Here is a 17,358-nt window from a genome sequence, read left to right on the forward strand (position 1 = left end):
TGACCGGCGGCCCTCCAGGGGCCGCGACCTCGAGCGCGCCAGCGCTCCAACAAACACAGCCGTAAACCTTCCCGAGACCGTGAAACAACAGCCCCGGGCCAGCACCTAACTCAGCACACAAGCACCCGTATCCACAGGCGTACTACTGGGCGCCGCCGCGGCCAGCTCCGAAGCGACCTCGTTCAACGTCAGCACATACCCCGTGTCGTCATCGGTGACAGCCGCGCCGAACACAACCCCCAGCACCTGCCCCTCCGTATCGACCAGCGGCCCACCCGAGTTACCTGCCCGAACCTGACCGCGCACCGTGTACACCTCACGCTCGACAGTCCCGTCACGATGAATGGTCGGCCCCGTCAGATCGAGCGTCTCGCGCACCCGCGCGGCACTGGCCGTGTAAGGACCGCCCCCCGGGTACCCGAGCACGATGGCACTCTCACCCGAGCTCGCCGGACCGGGTGCCTGCGGGACGACCGGCGCGGTGAGTCCCGGTACCGCGAGCACGGCGATGTCCTTGGACGGATCGAACAACACCACGGTCGCGTCCAGAGCACCCCGCGCGGTATCGACCGAGACACTGTTGGTACCCGCGACGACGTGCGCGTTGGTCATCACCCGTTCCGGCGCGACCACGAAGCCCGAACCCTCCAGCGCCCGCTGGCAGCTCGGCGCGACACCACGGATCCGCAGCACACTCTGCTGCAGCGACGCCGCGACAGGACTGGCGAGCACGCTGGGGTCCGGCGGCTCCACCGCGGCGATCGGCGCGCGCCCGAACGGCCCGATGACATCGGGCAGCCCGGAGGTGTTGAGCAGCCGGGAGAACTCGTTGGGCAGCTTGCGCAGCCAGTTCGGCGCCACCTCGTTGACATCGGCGAGCACCCGCGAACCGTTGATGGCCTGGGCGATGCCCGGCTGTGAGGCGGTGGCCAGCGGCAGGGCCAGCAGCCAGGCCGCGACCAGCACGGTCGCCGCCTGCAACACCGCGCCGACCACGCTGTCGACCCCGCGTGCCACCGGATGCCGCATGCTCGAGCGCGCGGCCCGGCCGAGCACCATGCCCGCGACCTCGCCGACGATCACCAGCAGCACGATGAGCAGGATGCCGCCGAGTACCCGGCTGCGCCCCTCGCTGAGGTGCTGGAGGATGTGCGGCGCGATGAGGATGCCGGCGACCGCGCCCAGCGCGACGCCGAAGAACGCCAGCGCCGAGGCCACCGCCCCCTGCCGCCACCCGGTGGACGCCGCGACCAACGCGATCAACACCACCGCGATATCAAGCCAGACCGACGCGCTCACAGTGTCATTCCGACCGCAGCCAACGAGCTCTCCAAGTCACGCACGTCGCCCCGATCCCAGTCTCGTTCCCAGCCCGCTGTTTTGATGATGCCGGCGAGGATACCGCCGGTGAGGCCCCACACCAGCATGCCGTCCACCTGGAACGCGGGGCTCTGGTAGCCGAGACTGCCACGCACCATGAATCTGTGTGCCGGATCGAGTAATTCGGTGAGCGGGACACGCACGACACGCTCGGTTTCCGCGGGATCGACGACGCCGACCGCGCTGGGTGCCCGCCAGTAGCCGAGCACCGGGGTGACATCGAATTTCGAGGGCGGGACGAACAGTTTCGGCAGCACAGCGAACGGCTGGACACCGCCGGGATCGAGCCCGGTCTCCTCGGCGGCCTCGCGCAGGGCGGTGCCGACGGGGCCGTCGTCGCCGGGGTCGGCGGCGCCGCCGGGGAAGGCGATCTGACCGCGATGCTGACGCATGGTCGAGGCGCGCTGGGTGAGCAGGACGTCGGCGTCGGCGGGCAGGCCGCCCTGGGTGCCGTCGGCGGGGTCGGCCGCGCCGCCGAAGAGCACGAGCACGGCGGCCTGGCGCGGTTTCCCGGTGATCGACATGGCGCGGCGCAGCGCGCGGGAGGTGGCGAGGGTGTCGTCGGCGTCGGGTTCGCCGGATCTGATCGCGGTGTGCAACCACGACGGGATACCGGAATCGTCGAGCCTCGTCACACCGTTCACGCCATCGCCTTCTATCCGACCGTCCGCACTGCCGCCACCCTCTGTCATACCGTGACGCCGAGTTTCGCGGACACCGTATCCGCGATGTCGGCCACGTCGGCGAAGGTTCGCACCTCCACACTCGCGATGGTGCCGTCGGCGCGCACCAGCACCGAGACCGGCAGCACCGCGGGTGCGCCGACCGCGGCGCGCACCGACGCCTGCGGATCGGAGACACCGGGCAGGGTGATGCCCAGACCGGCGAGCCGTTGCAGGGCCTTGGCCTCGTCGGGGTCGCTGTGCACGGTGAGCACCGTCAGCGCCGGGCCCGCGCGCTCGGCGAACTCCTGCAGATGCGGCAGCTCGACCGCGCACGGGCCACACCAGTAGGCCCAGAGATTGAGCAGCGCCGGTTTGCCCGCGAGGGCGGCGGCCAGGTCGACCGGGGAGCCGTCGGCCAGGCAGGTCAGCGTGAGTCCGGCCAGCGGACCCTTCCCGGATTCGGTTCCCGGGCCAGGGGCGGTTTCCGGACCAGACGTAGTCGCCGGACCAGACGTGACGGATGGACCGGGCGCAGTTGCCGCACCGGGCGTGATGGCTGGGCCAGGCGCAGTCGCCGGACTCGGGCAGGGCGCGAGACCGGCGGCGGCGCGGTCTTCGGCCGAGATGCTCGCTCGCGGCGGGGTCGATCCGGTGGTCGTGGTGGTGTCGGCGCCCTCGCGCGGCCACAGCGCCACCGTCGCCGCGAGGACGAGGATCACCGCGGCCAGTACCCAGCGCACCGCGGGCCGTCGCCAGGGCGACGGGTCGACCGGATCGCTCACAGCCGGACCAGATCCAGCAGATGCTCGCGCTCGGGGCCCTTGACCAGCTCCGCGGCGACCGGCGGATCGGTGGGACCGATCCCGAACGAGGGGCAGTCCGCGGCCAGCACACACGCGCCACAGGCCGGCTTGCGCGCATGACACACGCGGCGGCCGTGGAAGATCACCCGGTGCGAGAGCATCGTCCAGTCCTTGCGCTCGATCAGCTCGCCGATCGCGTGCTCGACCTTGACCGGGTCTTCCTCCTCGGTCCACTTCCAGCGGCGCACCAGCCTGCCGAAGTGGGTGTCGACGGTGATGCCGGGAACGTCGAAGGCATTGCCGAGGATGACATTGGCCGTTTTGCGCCCGATTCCGGGCAATTCGACCAATTTCGGCAGGGTGTGAGGCAACTCACCGTCGTATTTCTCGACCAGTGCCTGGCCCAGCCCGATCAGCGAACTGGTCTTGTTCCGGTAGAAGCCGGTGGGCCGGATGTATTCCTCCAGTTCGGCCCGGTTGGCCTCGGCGTAGTCGCGCGCGCTGCGGTACTTCGCGAACAGCGCGGGAGTGGTGAGGTTCACCCGCACGTCGGTGCACTGGGCCGACAGGATCGTCGCGACGGCCAATTCCAGCGGCGTGGTGAAGTCGAGTTCGCAGTGCGCGTCGGGGAAGGCGGTGGCGAGCGTGCGGTTCATCCGGCGGGCGCGCCGGACCAGACCGACCCGCGTTTCCGCAGCTATCGACCGGTTCCGGCGCTTGCGCGCGGCGGACAGACCGGCCGTTTCCACGGCGGGCGCGGCCTCGCGGGACGCTGCGGCGGAGGGGGAAACGGGCACCTGTTCACCATACGGAACCACTCCGACAACATTGCCCGTCGAGTTGGCCCGCTGTGTTCCATCTGAGACCTGGACCGTGTTTACTGCCTGTCATGCAAGGACTCGCTGTGGTGCTCTTCCCAGTGCTGTTGATGCTGTTCGCGCTGGGGATGGAGCGGGTCGAGAATCGGCTCCGAAAGCTTCTCGAACCCGACGAAGAGGTTCAGCAGTACCTGGACAATGCCAGCAACGCCGAAGTGAAAGAGCTGACGAAGCTCGGCCTGCCCGCCGCTGTGGCGCGCGTGCGCAAGCGCCGTTCCCGCACGTCCGAGATGGATGTCGCGCGGGCCAGCTGACCATTCGATTTTCCCGGGCCGATCGCCTGTTCACAGTGTGCGCACCGAGCGCAATCCACTCTTTACGTGGTGTCTGTCACTGTGGTGCCGTGATGCCGCGTAGACTGCGCTGTTGGTCGATTCGCTCGACCAGGTTCGCAAGCCATATCCCATAAGGAGCACATTCGTGGACGAGGCCCTCGCCAGAGCAGGCATCTTCCAAGGCGTCGAGCCCACCGCGGTGGCCGCGCTCGCCAAGCAGCTGCAGCCCGTAGATTTCCCGCGCGGCCACGTCATCTTCAACGAGGGCGAACCCGGCGATCGGCTGTACATCATCACCACGGGCAAGGTGAAGATCGGCCGTCGGTCCCCGGACGGCAGGGAGAACCTGCTGACGATCATGGGCCCGTCGGACATGTTCGGTGAACTGTCGATCTTCGACCCGGGCCCGCGTACCTCGACGGCCACCACGGTCACCGAGGTCCGCGCCGTGACGATGGACCGCGACGCACTCAAGTCGTGGATCGATCAGCGCCCGGAGATCGCCGAGCAGCTGCTGCGCGTGCTGGCACGACGCCTTCGCCGCACCAACAACAACCTCGCCGACCTCATCTTCACCGACGTGCCCGGCCGCGTCGCCAAGGCGCTGCTGCAGCTCGCTCAGCGCTTCGGCACCCAGGAAGCGGGCGCGCTGCGCGTGACCCACGACCTGACCCAGGAGGAGATCGCCCAGCTGGTCGGCGCTTCTCGCGAGACCGTCAACAAGGCGCTGGCCGATTTCGCCCATCGCGGGTGGCTGCGGCTCGAGGGCAAGAGCGTGCTCATCTCCGACTCCGAGCGCCTCGCCCGGCGCGCGCGCTGATCGAGCGGTAGTACGACATCCCGGCACGCCGGGACCACCGGTGCGGCTCCAGGGGAAGAGGGCCTCGTCCGCACCACGGTGGTTCCGGCGTGCCGTCGTCGTTTCAGGACTCGCGTTCGGCCCGCAGGTATTCCAGCTGGGCCTGCACCGAACTGCGGGCGGCCGGCCACAGCCGCTTGTCCACGTCGGCGTACACCTTGCGCACGATCGCGAGAGCGCCCGCGTCCTGGCCCAGTTCGGCCAGCGCCGCGCGGATCTGATCGAGCCGTTCGTGACGGTGGTTCAGGTAGTACCGCACCACCGGCTCCGCGTCGGGATGGTCGGGACCGTGCGCGGGCAGCAGCGCCTTGCCCGCGCCGCGTTCGAGCAGCAGCTCGAGCGAGGACAGGAACGCGGCCAGCGCACCGGTCTCCGAGACCAGCACGGTGGTGCCACGGCCGAGCACCGTGTCACCGGTGACGATCGCGTCGTCGAGTTCGAAACTCACCGAGTCGCCGGTGTGCCCCGGAGTGCCCAGCACCGTGATCCGCACCCCGGCCGCCTCGATGACCTCCCCCGCCACGAGCACGTCGACCTCACCGCGCAGATACTTCGGGTCCACCGCCCGCACCGGCGTCCCGGTGGCCTTCACCAGGTGATCGATGCCGCCGGTGTGATCGGCGTGGTGGTGGGTGATCAGCGTCAGCGCGATCCGGCCGCCGGTCGCCTCGACGATGGCGGCGATGTGCTTGTTGTCCTTGGGCCCCGGGTCGACGACGACGTACTCGTCGCTGCCGGGACCGCGTAGCAGCCAGGTGTTGGTGCCGTCGAGCGTCATCTGCGACGGATTGTCGGCCAGCAGCACCGACGCCGTCGGGGTGACCGGCCTGACCTGGCTGTACGCGGGATGTTCCAGTGCCATGACGGCGTGCCTATCCGACCTCGACGATCAATTCCACCTCGACCGGCGTGTTCTTCGGCAACTCCGACACACCGACCGCCGAGCGCGCGTGCACGCCCGCCTCGCCGAACACCTCGCCGAGGAATTCCGACGCGCCGTTGATCACGATCGGCTGGTCGGTGAATCCCGGCGCGGAGTTGACGAACCCGACGACCTTCACGATCCGCACCACCCGGTCGAGGCCGACCAGGTCGTGCACCGCGGCCAGCGCGTTGAGCGCGCACAGCCGGGCGGCCTCCTTCGCCGTCTCCACATCGACCTCGGCCCCGACCTTGCCCACCGCCGACAGCTCACCGTCGACGAAGGGCAGCTGGCCGGAGGTGTAGACCAGCGAACCGGTCTGCACGGCCGGGATGTAGGCCGCGACGGGGGCGGCGACCGGCGGCAGGGTGACCCCGAGCCGGTCGAGCGCGTCCTTCCACGCGGTGGCCACGGCTACTTCTGCCGCTTCAGGTAGGCGACGTGCTGCTCACCGGTCGGGCCGGGCAGCACCGTGACCAGCTCCCAGCCGTCGGCGCCCCACTGGTCGAGGATCTGCTTGGTCGCGTGCGTCAACAGCGGCACGGTCGCGTACTCCCACAGGGTGACTTCACTCATGGGGAGAGTTTAGGGCTCACCCCGACCGCCGCCGGGAAACGGGTTATAGGCTCGGCGACGTGGGAGCACCAACAGCAGAGCCGGTTTCGTCGGTTCCCGGACCGTCGACCGGATGGCCACAGCGCGCAACGATCGCCCGCTTGCACTACGTGACCGGCAAGGGAGGCACCGGCAAGTCGACCGTTTCGGCCGCACTGGCCCTCGCCCTGGCCGCGGGGGGACGGAAAGTACTGCTCGTCGAGGTGGAGAGCAGGCAGTCCATCGCGCAGCTGTTCGACCGGCCGCCGCTGCCACCCACCGAGACCAGGATCGCCAGTGCCGACGGCGGCGGCGAGGTCTTCGCGCTGGCGCTCGACATCGAGCACGCCTTCCTGGAGTACCTCGACATGTTCTACAACCTGGGCTTCGCCGGCCGCGCGATGCGCCGGATGGGCGCCATCGAGTTCGTCACCACGATCGCGCCCGGCCTGCGTGATGTGATCCTCACCGGCAAGATCAAGGAATGCGCGGTGCGCGTCGACAAGACGGGCAAGCCCGCCTACGACGACATCGTGGTCGACGCCCCGCCGACCGGCCGGATCGCCAGCTTCCTCGACGTCACCCAGGCCATGGCCGAGATCGCCAAGGGCGGCCCGATCGCCTCGCAGGCCGACGGCGTGTCCAAGCTGCTGCACTCCGACCAGACGATGATCCACCTGGTGACGCTGCTCGAGGCGCTGCCGGTGCAGGAGACCGCCGACGCCGTCGCCGAGCTCACCGCCAACGACCTGCGCATCGGCACGGTGATCGTCAACCGGGCGGCCACCGCCGAGCTCACCCCGAGCGACCGTGACGCGGCCGTGGCAGGCGACCTCGACACCACCAAGATCGCGGCGGGTCTGGCCGAGGCCGGGATCACCCTGCCCGAGGCGGATTTCGACGGGCTGATCGCCGAGACCGTCGAGCACGCCACCGTGCTGGCCGCGCAGGACGAGAGCGCCGCCGCCCTGGCCGAGGTGGACGTGCCCCAGCTGGCGCTGCCCGCCCTCGGCGAGGGCATGGACCTCGGCGGCCTCTACGAACTGGCCGAACAGCTATCCGCGCAGGGAGTGCGATGAGCGAGCAAGTGACCACCCCGCCCGCGCTGGACGTGTCGCGGATCATCGCCGACCCGAGCGCGCGGGTGATCGTGTGCTGCGGTTCCGGCGGCGTCGGCAAGACCACCACCGCGGCCTCGATCGCGCTGCGGGCGGCCGAGGCGGGCCGCAAGGTCGTGGTGCTGACCATCGACCCGGCCCGCAGGCTGGCCCAGTCCCTCGGCGTGGCCGAGCTGGACAACACCCCGCAGCGGGTGGAGCTGGGTCCCGAGGTGCCCGGCGAGCTGCACGCGATGATGCTGAACATGCGCCGCACCTTCGACGACATGGTGCTCGAGCACACCAGCCCGGACAAGGCCGAGCAGATCTTCGCCAACCCGATCTATCAGACGGTGGCGTCGTCCTTCGGCGGCACGCAGGAGTACATGGCGATGGAGAAGCTCGGTCAGCTGGCCGGGCGCAAGGAGTGGGACCTGATCGTGGTCGACACTCCCCCCTCCCGCAACGCGCTGGACTTCCTGGACGCGCCCAAGCGGCTGGGCACCTTCCTCAACGGCAAGATGATCCGGCTGATCATGGCGCCCGGTCGCGGGGTCGGCCGGTTCGTGACCGGCGCGATGAGCCTGGCGATGCGTGGGGTCTCCACCATCGTCGGCGGGCAGATGCTCAAGGACGCCTCGACCTTCCTGCAGTCGCTGGAGTCGCTGTTCGGTGGGTTCCAGGATCGGGCCGAGCGCACCTTCGCCATGCTGTCCAAGCCGGGCACGCATTTCCTGGTGGTCGCCGCGCCGGAGCCGGACGCGCTGCGCGAGGCGTCGTTCTTCGTCGACCGCCTGTCCACCGAGCAGATGCCGCTGGCCGGGCTGGTGCTCAACCGGACGCACCCGGCGCTGTCGGGCCTGTCCGGTGACCACGCGCTGACCGCCGCCGACCAGCTGGCCGAGTCCGACCCGCTGACCGCGTCCGTGCTGCGCATCCACGCCGACCGCGTGGCTACCGCCAAGCGCGAACAGCGGCTGCTGCACCGGTTCACCGGCGCGCACCCCCGGGTCGCGATCGTCTCGGTGACGGCCCTGCCGTTCGAGGTTTCCGATCTCGAAGCCCTGCGCGCCGTCGGCGACCAGCTGACCGGCACAGCCGCTGCCTCCTGATTCCGTTCGGCTATAGATAACAGTCCCGTAACACCTGTCGACGGCGCCGATTCCGCAAAGTGCGCGGGCTCGGCGCCGTCTGTGGTAACGGTCCGGTCTCACCTGCTAGATAGCCACCTGGTGCTGACGCTGGGCGTTGAAGAATTCAGCCCAGGACGTGACGTCGGGATGCTGCTTGAGCAGCGCGCGCCGCTGCCGCTCGGTCATCCCGCCCCACACCCCGAACTCCACCCGGTTGTCCAGGGCATCGGCGCCACACTGCATCAGCACGGGGCAGTGACGGCAGATCGTCGCCGCCTTGCGCTGGGCCGCACCGCGAACGAACAGCTGGTCAGGGTCCACTTCCTTGCATCGCGCCTGGGCAACCCAAGCGATCCTTGCCTCGGCCTGCTCTACATCCAGTCGAGCGATGGGGGTTGTGATGTGCATTTGATGTGCCCCTTTGCAGTCCGAACACCGTTGTGCGGCGCTCCAGAATCGCGAGCGCGGATCACAGCAACCCAACTACCGCTGCGGTCCGCACCACATTCCACTTTGAGTGTTAGCTCTATCACACTGGGTTCTCAATCTAGGTAAAGGTATGGCGCTTGCGCAAGACCGAGCCCCGATTTTTTGGTACGACCGTCCATTCAAATCGGCGGAAGATCGAGAAGCGGCGCTGATCACCGGCGTGCCCGGTCGCGACACGCCGATGTGATCATTTTGTTGACACGCCCGAGCAACCCCCCTGGCACCGGCCGGACATTCCCCGTCGAGCAGCACAGCAGTGAACCCCGCCACCCCACCCTTTAGGCTGGGCTCGTGCCGATCACTCAAACGCTCGCGAGGCTGGCCGGCAGCTGCGCGCTGGCCGCCGTGCTAGTCGCTGGGCTGTTGTTCCCCTTGGCCGGTGGGTTCGGGTTCATCTCCAACCGAGCCGCCGATGCCGTCGACAACGTGTCCGCGGAACTGGTGGAGGGAACGGTCCCCGCCGTGTCGACGATGGTCGACGCGGGCGGAGCGCCCATCGCGTGGCTCTACGAGCAGCGCCGCTTCGAGGTGCCCAGCGACCGGATCTCCAACAACATGAAGCTGGCGATCGTGTCCATCGAGGACAAGCGCTTCGCCGATCACAAGGGTGTGGACTGGCAGGGCACGCTGCGCGCGTTCCTGACCAACACCTCCTCCGGTGAGGTGCAGCAGGGTGCCTCGACCCTGGACCAGCAGTACGTGAAGAACTTCAACCTGCTCGTCGTCGCCAAGACCGACGCCGAACGCCGCGCCGCGATCGAGACCACCCCCGCGCGCAAGCTGCGCGAGATCCGGATGGCGCTCACCCTCGACCGCGAGCTGAGCAAGGACGAGATCCTCACCCGCTACCTGAACCTGGTGCCCTTCGGCAACGGTTCCTACGGCATCCAGGACGCCGCGCAGACCTATTTCGGCGTCGACGCCGCCGACCTGAACATCACCCAGTCGGCGATGCTGGCGGGCATGGTGCAGTCCAGCTCCAAGCTGAACCCGTACACCAACGTCCAGGGCGTCACCGACCGGCGCAACACCGTGCTCGACACGCTGATCCAGAACATCCCCAGCCGGGCCGCCGAGTTCGCCGCGGCCAAGAGCGAGCCGCTGGGCGTGCTGCCCGAACCCAAGGGCCTGCCGCGCGGCTGTATCTCCGCGCACGAGAAGGGCTTCTTCTGCGACTACGCGCTGGAATACCTGGCCGAGTCCGGGATCAGCCGCGAGCAGATCGACAAGGGCGGCTACCTGATCAAGACCACCCTGGACCCGGCGCTGCAGGAATCGGTGAAGCGCGCGGTCACCGAGGCCGCCGATCCGAACCTCGACAACATCGCCGAGGTCATGTCGGTGGTCTCCCCCGGCCAGGACGCCCACCACGTCCTGGCGATGGCCTCGAGCCGCACCTACGGCCTCAACCGCGACGCCAACGAGACGCTGCTCGGCCAGCCGTACTCGATGGCCGGTGACGGCGCGGGCTCGATCTTCAAGCTGTTCACCACCGCCGCCGCGATGGAGAAGGGCCTCGGCATCGCCGCCCAGGTCGACGTGCCGAGTTTCTACGCCGCCAAGGGCATGGGTTACTCCAACTCCCCCGGCTGCCCGGCCGATTCGTGGTGCGTGAAGAACGCCGGCGCCTATCCCGGCTCCATGTCGGTGACCGACGCGCTGGCCACCTCGCCCAACACGACCTTCGTCAAGATGATCCAGGACGTGGGCGTCGAACCCGCGGTGGACATGGCCGTGCGCCTCGGCATGCGCTCCTACACCAAACCCGGCACCTCGGGCCACGGCAACACGAGCCTGGCCGACCACATCAAGAACAACAACATGGGTTCGTTCACCCTCGGCCCGTTCGCGATCAACCCGCTCGAGCTGTCCAACGTGGCCGCCACGCTGGCCTCGGGCGGCAAGTGGTGCCCGCCCTCGCCGATCCAGGAGGTCATCGACCGGCAGGGCAAGACGGTGCCGCTGACCCAGCAGGCCTGCGAGCAGGTCGTCGACCCGGGTCTGGCCAACACCCTCGCCAACGCGATGAGCAAGGACGACGTCAGCGGTACCGCCGCGGGCGCCGCGCGGGCGGTGGGCTGGGCGGCGCCGATGTCGGGCAAGACCGGCACCACCGAGAGCCACCGCTCCTCGGCCTTCCTCGGCTTCACCAACTCGCTGGCCGCCGCGGTCTACGTCTACGGCGACAGCCCCACCCCCGGCGAGATCTGCTCGTTCCCGCTGCGCAACTGCGGCGGCGGCGACCTCTACGGCGGTAACGAACCGGCCCGCACCTGGTTCAACGCGGTGAAACCCGTGCTCGACAAGTACCCGCCGCCTGCCCTGCCGCCGCTGGACGACAAGTACGTGCGCGGCGCGAACAACTCGCAGGTGCCGGATGTGGCGGGTAAGTCGCAGGGCGAGGCCACCTCGATCCTGTCCGGCGCAGGCTTCCGGGTGACGGCGGTGAACGCGCCCGGCTCACAGGCCAAGGGCACCGTGATGGGCAGCTCGCCCAACGGCGCGGCCATCCCCGGCTCGGTGGTCACGATCTACATCAGTGACGGCACCGTCCGCGTGCCGACCACCACGGCCCCGCCCGCACCCTCGGCACCCGCCCCCGAACTGCCAGGACTCCCGCAACTACCCCGCCTGCCACCGATCCCCATCCCGGTGCCACGCTGACGACACGCGAAGGGCCGCCGTCCATTCCGGACGGCGGCCCTTCGTCGTTCTCGCGTCAGAGGCGCGCTTTGACCGCCGCCGACAGGCGCGACCCGTCGGCCTTGCCCTCGGCGAGCGCGGTCGCGGCCTTCATGACCTGACCCATCTGCTTCATCCCCGGCCGCTCCCCGAGCTGCTCGGCGACCTGGGCGATCGCGGTATCGGCGACCTGGGCGACCTCGGCCTCGGTGAGCTGGGTCGGCAGGTACTGCTCGATCACCTCTTCCTCGGCGCGCTCGTTCGCCGCCAGCTCGCCGCGCCCGTTCTGCTCGTAGATGACCGCGGCCTCGTTGCGCTTCTTGGCTTCCTTCTGCAGCAGCGCCACCACGTCGGCGTCGGAGAGTTCGCGCGCCTGCGTTCCGGAGACCTCGGCGTTCTGGATCGAGGCGAGCAACATCCGCAGGGTGGACAGGCGCAGCGTGTCCTTGGCTTTCATCGCGGCGGTCATATCCGCGCGCAGCTGCGATTTCAGTTCCGACATGCGCCTCACGGTAGCCCGTCACCACCGCAACTCTCATCACATTTTCATCGCAGTGCCCAATTCGCGCCGGGGCGCGGTTTCTCGGCGCTGTTCCCCGCTTCTTCCCTCCCTACGGGCACTCCTCCGTCGCACCCTCCGGTCAGTCCAGAATCGGGCGCGCCGAGAAAAAAATTCGTACCGTTTGTGCGGAAACACACGCGCCGTTCCGGGAGGGGGTCGCCTATGCTGGGCAAATGCCCGTTATCTCGACGTCCGCTGTCCGCCGCACCGTCTGGGGAGCCGCTGGGGCCGCCGTCGCAGGCATCGGCTATGCCACGCTGATCGAGCGCAACGCGTTCGTGCTGCGTGAGGCCACCATGCCGGTGCTCGCGCCCGGGTCGCCGACCCTGCGCATCCTGCACGTCAGCGACCTGCACATGATGCCGGGACAGCAGCTCAAGCAGCAGTGGCTGCGCGAACTCGATCGGCTCGAACCCGACCTGGTCGTGAATACCGGTGACAATCTTTCGCACCCCAAGGCCGTGCCCGCGGTGGTGCAATCCCTCGGCGCGCTGCTGGCGCGTCCCGGTCTGTTCGTGTTCGGTTCCAACGACTATTTCGCGCCGGTGCCGAAGAATCCGCTGAAGTATTTCAAGAAGGATCATCGCCGCGTCTACGGCGACCCGCTGCCCTGGCAGGATCTGCGCGCGGCCTTCACCGAACGCGGCTGGCTCGACCTCACCCACACCCGTCGCGATCTCGAGGTGGCGGGCATCCGCATCGCCAGCGCGGGCGTCGACGACCCCCACCTGCAGCGCGACCGCTACGACACCGTCGCCGGTGCGCCGAATCAGCTGGCGCAGTTGAGCATCGGCGTCACCCACTCGCCCGAGCCCCGCGTGCTCGACCGCTTCGCCGAAGACGGCTACGACCTCGTCCTGGCAGGACACACGCACGGCGGACAGCTGGTCGTTCCCGGCTACGGGGCGCTGGTGACCAACTGCGGCATCGACAAGTCGCGGGTCAAGGGCGCCTCGCAGTGGGGCGAGCACACCCAGCTGCACGTGTCGGCAGGCATCGGCACCTCGCCGTGGGCGCCCTACCGTTTCTGCTGCCGCCCCGAGGCCACCCTGTTGACGCTGGTCGGCGCCCCGCCGAAGCGTCCCTCGGCCGACACCGACCACGGCTTGTCCACCTCCGAAGCCGTCGCCCGCTAGGGTTGCGCCCCGAACGACAGATTTGTCATTAGGGGAACAATCGTGAGCAACGGATCCGACGACAGGCGCAACGACCCGACCGTGTTCGGCGGACCCGGCGCACCGCAACCCTCCGACGCGCAATGGCAGCGCCCCGGAGCCGCCCCCGCGCCGGGCACCCCCGACCCGACCACCGCCTGGACCCCCGGCGGCACCGGCCTACCCCCGACCCTGCGCTGGGACGGCTCGGGCCCACCCCCGGGCCTCCCGGACCCGACCCAGTGGACACCCGCCGGTCCCCAGGACTGGCAGGGCCAGCCGAACCCCGCCGGCCCGCCGGGCGATGCCACCCAGGTCGCCCCCTGGTCCGGCGCGAATCCCCCTGCCGGACAGCCGGGCTCGCCGTGGCCCGGCGCGAATCCGCCCGTCTCTCCCGGTGCCGACGCCACCCAGGTCGCCCCGTGGTCCGGCGCCAATCCGCCTGCCGGACAGCCCGGCTCGCCCGGCGCCAATCCGCCTACCGGACAACCCGGCTCGCCCGGCGCCAATCCGTCCGGCGGACAGCCCGGCTCACCGTGGCCCGGCGCGAATCCGCCCGGACAGCCCGGTTCGGTGCCACCCGGCGCCGATGCCACCCAGGTCGCCCCTTGGTCCGGCGCGAATCCGCCTGCCGGACAGCCTGGCTCGCCATGGCCTGGCACCAATCCGCCTACCGGACAGCCTGGCTCGGTGCCCGGTGCTGACGCGACCCAGGTCGCGCCGTGGTCCGGGGCGAATCCTCCCGCCGGGCAACCCGGTACGCCGTGGCCGGGCGCGAATCCGGCAGCCGGACAGCCCGGCGCGGGGTGGGCGGGGGCGCAGCCCGATCAGCAGCAGTGGGGTGCGCAGCAGTGGAATTCCGGTGTGGGACAGCCGAATCAGCAGTGGGGGCAGGGTGCGCCCGGGTGGCAGCAACCGCAGCAGCAGTACGGCGAGGTGCCGCCGCTCGAGCAGTACGGGAGCCAGCCGTACGGGCAGCCGGGGTACGGGCAGCCGGTTCCGGCGAAGTCCGGGAGCAAGGCGGTCCTGTGGACGGTGCTCGGAGTGTCGGCGGCGCTGATCGTCGCGGGGACCGTCACCGCCGTCGCCATGTCCGGTGGGGACTCGCCCGGCACCACCGCCAACGGGAGCACCACCCCGTCGATGGTCAGCGCCCTCACCACCACCGGCGCGCCGCCGTCCACCAGCAAGGCCAAGCCGAGCACCACCACGGCCAAACCGAGCGGCGCGGCCGCCACCGTCGCACCCGTCATCGAGGGCTATCAGGTGGTCGCCTCGCCCGACCGGGGCGCGGCCTACGACGTGCCGCCGAGCTGGAAGGTCGCCAGCGAGGGGACCATCGGAGGGTTCGGTGAGCCGCCGGGCGACTCGGTCATCGGCAAGGGCTACGCCTCCGACGGCCGCGACTACTGCCCCGACTCCACCCGCACCGTCTCCCTGCTCACCGGCTCCAAACAGGCCGACAACGCCGCCGCGGCCGCCGAGCTCGGCACCAAGACCGCCCCGCTCGCCTACGGCGGCTCCACCGGCACCCCCGGCACCGCCCAGGCCCTCACCTCGATGGACGGCAAGACCCGGGGCATGTTCGTCGAGACCACCGGCACCGTCGCCAACCCCAAGCCCGGCTGCGCGAGCACCTACTCCGTCTACACCTACGCCTTCAAGGGCACCAAGGACGGCAGTTTCGTCATGGTCATGGTCGCCGACACCGGCGTCCCCGACGCCGTAGACGTCACCCTGGCCAAACGCATCTTCAGCTCCATCCGCCCCCTCTAACCCCCACCTGACCAGCCAATTTAACGTTTAGCACCCCCACGTTGTAAGCTACTTCAGGTTCGCCTCACGGGGTGTGGCGCAGCTTGGTAGCGCGCTTCGTTCGGGACGAAGAGGTCGCAGGTTCAAATCCTGTCACCCCGACGTGTTGGTTGAGACACAGAAGAGCCCCTGACCAGTTCACTGGTCGGGGGCTCCTCGTATTTCCGGGGTCGGTTCACCGTCCACAGCCCTCCGCGGCAGCGAAAATGCAGCACTGTTCCGTTGCCGTAGCGGCGAGACTCGCGCGTCTCGTTACTCGGCGAGCGGACCGCCGTGTTGGTTGAGACTCGTATGCCGGGGCTATGTGTAGTGGTAGCGACTGTGCATTGTCCAGCTCCCGGCGGGGTCCTTTCGGTACTGGTATATCGCCTGGGTCAATCCTGAGGCGTACTGCTCATGGAGATCGAACAGGTCACAGATGGCTTGGACGAGTTCGTCGTCGGGGAGATTGATCGGCTGGGCGTTCGAGATGAGGGTGTATCCGACCTGCCGGTTTCGTACGGTGATCGTCAGTTCTGCGCTGGTCTCGTGCTCGTAGACATGCCGCAGCACATGACCGCCGATGGCCAGGTCGAGCGGGGCCTGCTCGTCGAGCGGAACCGGGGGCCTGCTCACCGAGCCGGCTCTTCCTCGGAATTACGGTTGCCATCCTCGGCGTGTTTGGCGCGGAGGGCGGCTCGGCGGGCTTGTGCTCTGGCTTCGTGGCGGGCGGTGGAGGACGCGGAGCGGCGGGGGTTCGCGGGTTCGGTGGGGGGTGGGGGTTCGGTGGGTGGGCCGAACAGGTGGAGGCGGAGGCGGGTCAGGGCGGTGCTGGTGGCGTCCCAGAGGAACGAGGCGACGCAGAGCAGGGCGAAGGCTAGAGCTGCCCAGAAGAGCAGGTCGCCGAGAAGGGTATTGGCCAGGAACTTCACAGCGGTACTCCGAGAATCCTTGCGGCACAGCCGCAGTGGTCAGAACCGGAGGATGTTACCGGGTCAGATGCCATCGCTGCGGGGGGAGTGGCTTTCGCGGAAGGTGCCGTCGGGGACGGGGTCTTCAAAAGGCGCGTCACGTTCCAGGGGGTTCGGCCAGTAGATGGTGACGGCGATGATCGCGATCAGGGCCAGGACGAGTAGCGCGATGGCGGACGTGGTCATGTGTTCGCCCTTCCGGGTGAGCGGAGCGGGAGCGCGGCAGCGCCGTATGGGAGTCTGCCCGATGCGACGTTCGGCCGGTGTTGCCCGCGTGTTCGGGCTCGGTTGCCAATTCCTCGCGCGGCCCGCGGTGGGCTGTGAGCATCCGCTTACCTGCCGATAACTTTCGGTCATTCCGAGGAAACCGCAGGCCAATAGCGTATACAGGCATGTCGACACCAACGGAGACCGCACCGGGAGCGACGGGGAAGCCACTGCGCGAGGTGGTCTACGCGACGCTGCGCGACGACCTCATGAACGGTGGCATCAAGTTCGGCGAACGGCTCACCGAACCCAAGCTGTCGGCGCGGTTCGGTATCTCCCGCACGCCGGTGCGCGAGGCGTTGGCCATGCTGTGCTCGGACGGGCTGCTCCAGCGCGAGGAGTTCGGGTTCAGCCCGGTCCGTCCCAGTGTGCCGCGCATCCACGACCTCTACGAGCTCCGGCTGACGCTGGAGCTGGGCGGGATGGCCCGGGTGATGAACAATCCCGAGCTGTCCCACGACCGTGAACTGCTGCTGGCCGAACGGGCCCGCTGGCTGGCCCTGCAGGCCGATCCGCCCGAGCAGACGCCGGGATTCGTGGTGGTCGACGAGGAGTTCCACGTCGCCGTGCTCACCTCGGCGGGCAATGCCGAGATGGTGCGCGCCCTGTTGTCGGTGAACTCGAAGATCCGGCATGTCCGCATGTTCGACTTCATGGTCAACAACCGCATCGAGACCACGATCGCCGAGCATCTCGGCATCCTCGACGCGATCCTCGCCGACGACGTGCCCCTGGGCCATCGCCTGCTGCACACCCATATCGGCGATTCGCTGGACGTGGTCCTCGAACGCATTTCCCGGGCGATCGCCGCCATGTCGATGGCCGACTGATCC

At 69.1% G+C, this 17,358-nt stretch carries 19 protein-coding genes and 1 tRNA gene; 9 read left to right on the forward strand and 11 right to left on the reverse strand.

What is annotated here, in order from left to right; translation table 11 throughout:
- Positions 1–105: 105 nt before the first annotated feature.
- From ACWEMY_RS24775 to nth, 4 genes are read right to left on the reverse strand one after another with little or no spacing between them, the layout of a single operon-like run.
- Positions 106–1,299 carry a MarP family serine protease gene (locus ACWEMY_RS24775; protein ID WP_375932896.1) on the reverse strand — a complete coding sequence of 398 codons (1,194 nt, stop codon included), beginning with the start codon at positions 1,297–1,299 and terminating at the stop codon, positions 106–108.
- Positions 1,296–2,024, reverse strand: a complete 729-nt coding sequence (locus ACWEMY_RS24780) for an NUDIX hydrolase (protein WP_452391940.1) — start codon at positions 2,022–2,024, stop codon at positions 1,296–1,298. The genes ACWEMY_RS24775 and ACWEMY_RS24780 overlap by 4 nt, the downstream gene beginning before the upstream one ends.
- 44 nt (positions 2,025–2,068) lie before the next feature.
- Positions 2,069–2,827 (reverse strand): redoxin family protein, encoded by a 759-nt coding sequence (locus ACWEMY_RS24785; protein ID WP_452391941.1) that lies wholly within the window; start codon positions 2,825–2,827, stop codon positions 2,069–2,071.
- Positions 2,824–3,504 (reverse strand): endonuclease III, encoded by a 681-nt coding sequence (nth, locus tag ACWEMY_RS24790; RefSeq protein WP_452391958.1) that lies wholly within the window; start codon positions 3,502–3,504, stop codon positions 2,824–2,826. Before nth ends, ACWEMY_RS24785 begins: the two co-directional genes overlap by 4 nt.
- A gap of 233 nt (positions 3,505–3,737) precedes the next feature.
- Between nth and ACWEMY_RS24795 the strand changes: the two genes are divergently transcribed.
- Together ACWEMY_RS24795 and ACWEMY_RS24800 are read left to right on the forward strand one after the other, a co-directional pair.
- Positions 3,738–3,980, forward strand: a complete 243-nt coding sequence (locus ACWEMY_RS24795; protein WP_278260629.1) for a hypothetical protein — start codon at positions 3,738–3,740, stop codon at positions 3,978–3,980.
- Positions 3,981–4,146: 166 nt separating this feature from the next.
- Positions 4,147–4,821 (forward strand): Crp/Fnr family transcriptional regulator, encoded by a 675-nt coding sequence (locus ACWEMY_RS24800; protein ID WP_040703546.1) that lies wholly within the window; start codon positions 4,147–4,149, stop codon positions 4,819–4,821.
- Between the two features lie 103 nt (positions 4,822–4,924).
- Here ACWEMY_RS24800 and ACWEMY_RS24805 read toward each other — a convergent pair whose 3' ends face one another.
- From ACWEMY_RS24805 to ACWEMY_RS24815, 3 genes are read right to left on the reverse strand one after another with little or no spacing between them, the layout of a single operon-like run.
- Entirely contained in the window at positions 4,925–5,722 is a 798-nt protein-coding gene (locus tag ACWEMY_RS24805) for an MBL fold metallo-hydrolase (protein WP_452391942.1), read from the reverse strand.
- A 10-nt stretch (positions 5,723–5,732) separates the two neighbouring features.
- A complete protein-coding gene (locus ACWEMY_RS24810; RefSeq protein WP_375932883.1) occupies positions 5,733–6,194 on the reverse strand; it encodes a RidA family protein in 462 nt (153 codons plus the stop codon).
- Between the two features lie 2 nt (positions 6,195–6,196).
- Positions 6,197–6,358: a DUF4177 domain-containing protein gene (locus tag ACWEMY_RS24815; protein WP_019044568.1), complete on the reverse strand. Its 162-nt coding sequence runs from the start codon at positions 6,356–6,358 to the stop codon at positions 6,197–6,199.
- Between the two features lie 59 nt (positions 6,359–6,417).
- Here ACWEMY_RS24815 and ACWEMY_RS24820 point away from each other — a divergent pair, with 59 nt between their 5' ends.
- Positions 6,418–7,455, forward strand: coding sequence for an ArsA family ATPase (locus ACWEMY_RS24820; RefSeq protein ID WP_375932881.1), 1,038 nt, complete (start codon positions 6,418–6,420; stop codon positions 7,453–7,455).
- Positions 7,452–8,585 carry an ArsA family ATPase gene (locus ACWEMY_RS24825; protein ID WP_375932879.1) on the forward strand — a complete coding sequence of 378 codons (1,134 nt, stop codon included), beginning with the start codon at positions 7,452–7,454 and terminating at the stop codon, positions 8,583–8,585. Before ACWEMY_RS24820 ends, ACWEMY_RS24825 begins: the two co-directional genes overlap by 4 nt.
- 105 nt (positions 8,586–8,690) lie before the next feature.
- Here the strand turns inward: ACWEMY_RS24825 and ACWEMY_RS24830 are convergent, their stop codons facing one another.
- Entirely contained in the window at positions 8,691–9,014 is a 324-nt protein-coding gene (locus ACWEMY_RS24830) for a WhiB family transcriptional regulator (protein ID WP_056821932.1), read from the reverse strand.
- Positions 9,015–9,386: 372 nt separating this feature from the next.
- On the opposite strand from ACWEMY_RS24830, the gene ACWEMY_RS24835 reads away from it, so the two are divergent.
- The gene (locus ACWEMY_RS24835) at positions 9,387–11,759 is read left to right on the forward strand and encodes a penicillin-binding protein (protein ID WP_452391943.1); all 2,373 of its coding nucleotides are present in this window, start codon (positions 9,387–9,389) and stop codon (positions 11,757–11,759) included.
- 55 nt (positions 11,760–11,814) lie between these two features.
- On the opposite strand, the gene ACWEMY_RS24840 is transcribed toward ACWEMY_RS24835, so the two are convergent.
- Positions 11,815–12,279 (reverse strand): GatB/YqeY domain-containing protein, encoded by a 465-nt coding sequence (locus ACWEMY_RS24840; protein ID WP_375932872.1) that lies wholly within the window; start codon positions 12,277–12,279, stop codon positions 11,815–11,817.
- A gap of 233 nt (positions 12,280–12,512) precedes the next feature.
- Between ACWEMY_RS24840 and ACWEMY_RS24845 the strand changes: the two genes are divergently transcribed.
- From ACWEMY_RS24845 to ACWEMY_RS24855, 3 genes are all read left to right on the forward strand, one after another.
- Positions 12,513–13,475, forward strand: a complete 963-nt coding sequence (locus ACWEMY_RS24845) for a metallophosphoesterase (RefSeq protein ID WP_375932869.1) — start codon at positions 12,513–12,515, stop codon at positions 13,473–13,475.
- A 42-nt stretch (positions 13,476–13,517) separates the two neighbouring features.
- Positions 13,518–15,269, forward strand: a complete 1,752-nt coding sequence (locus tag ACWEMY_RS24850) for a hypothetical protein (protein WP_452391944.1) — start codon at positions 13,518–13,520, stop codon at positions 15,267–15,269.
- A 67-nt stretch (positions 15,270–15,336) separates the two neighbouring features.
- Positions 15,337–15,410: transfer RNA gene (locus ACWEMY_RS24855), tRNA-Pro, on the forward strand.
- Between the two features lie 198 nt (positions 15,411–15,608).
- Here ACWEMY_RS24855 and ACWEMY_RS24860 read toward each other — a convergent pair.
- Both ACWEMY_RS24860 and ACWEMY_RS24865 read right to left on the reverse strand, forming a co-directional pair.
- Positions 15,609–15,923, reverse strand: a complete 315-nt coding sequence (locus ACWEMY_RS24860; protein ID WP_452391945.1) for a hypothetical protein — start codon at positions 15,921–15,923, stop codon at positions 15,609–15,611.
- Between the two features lie 359 nt (positions 15,924–16,282).
- Positions 16,283–16,444, reverse strand: coding sequence for a hypothetical protein (locus ACWEMY_RS24865; protein WP_452391946.1), 162 nt, complete (start codon positions 16,442–16,444; stop codon positions 16,283–16,285).
- A 206-nt stretch (positions 16,445–16,650) separates the two neighbouring features.
- Here ACWEMY_RS24865 and ACWEMY_RS24870 point away from each other — a divergent pair, with 206 nt between their 5' ends.
- A complete protein-coding gene (locus ACWEMY_RS24870; RefSeq protein WP_452391947.1) occupies positions 16,651–17,355 on the forward strand; it encodes a GntR family transcriptional regulator in 705 nt (234 codons plus the stop codon).
- The last annotated feature ends 3 nt before the right edge of the window (positions 17,356–17,358 follow it).

The sequence above is a fragment of the Nocardia sp. NPDC004415 genome (genome assembly GCF_053602435.1).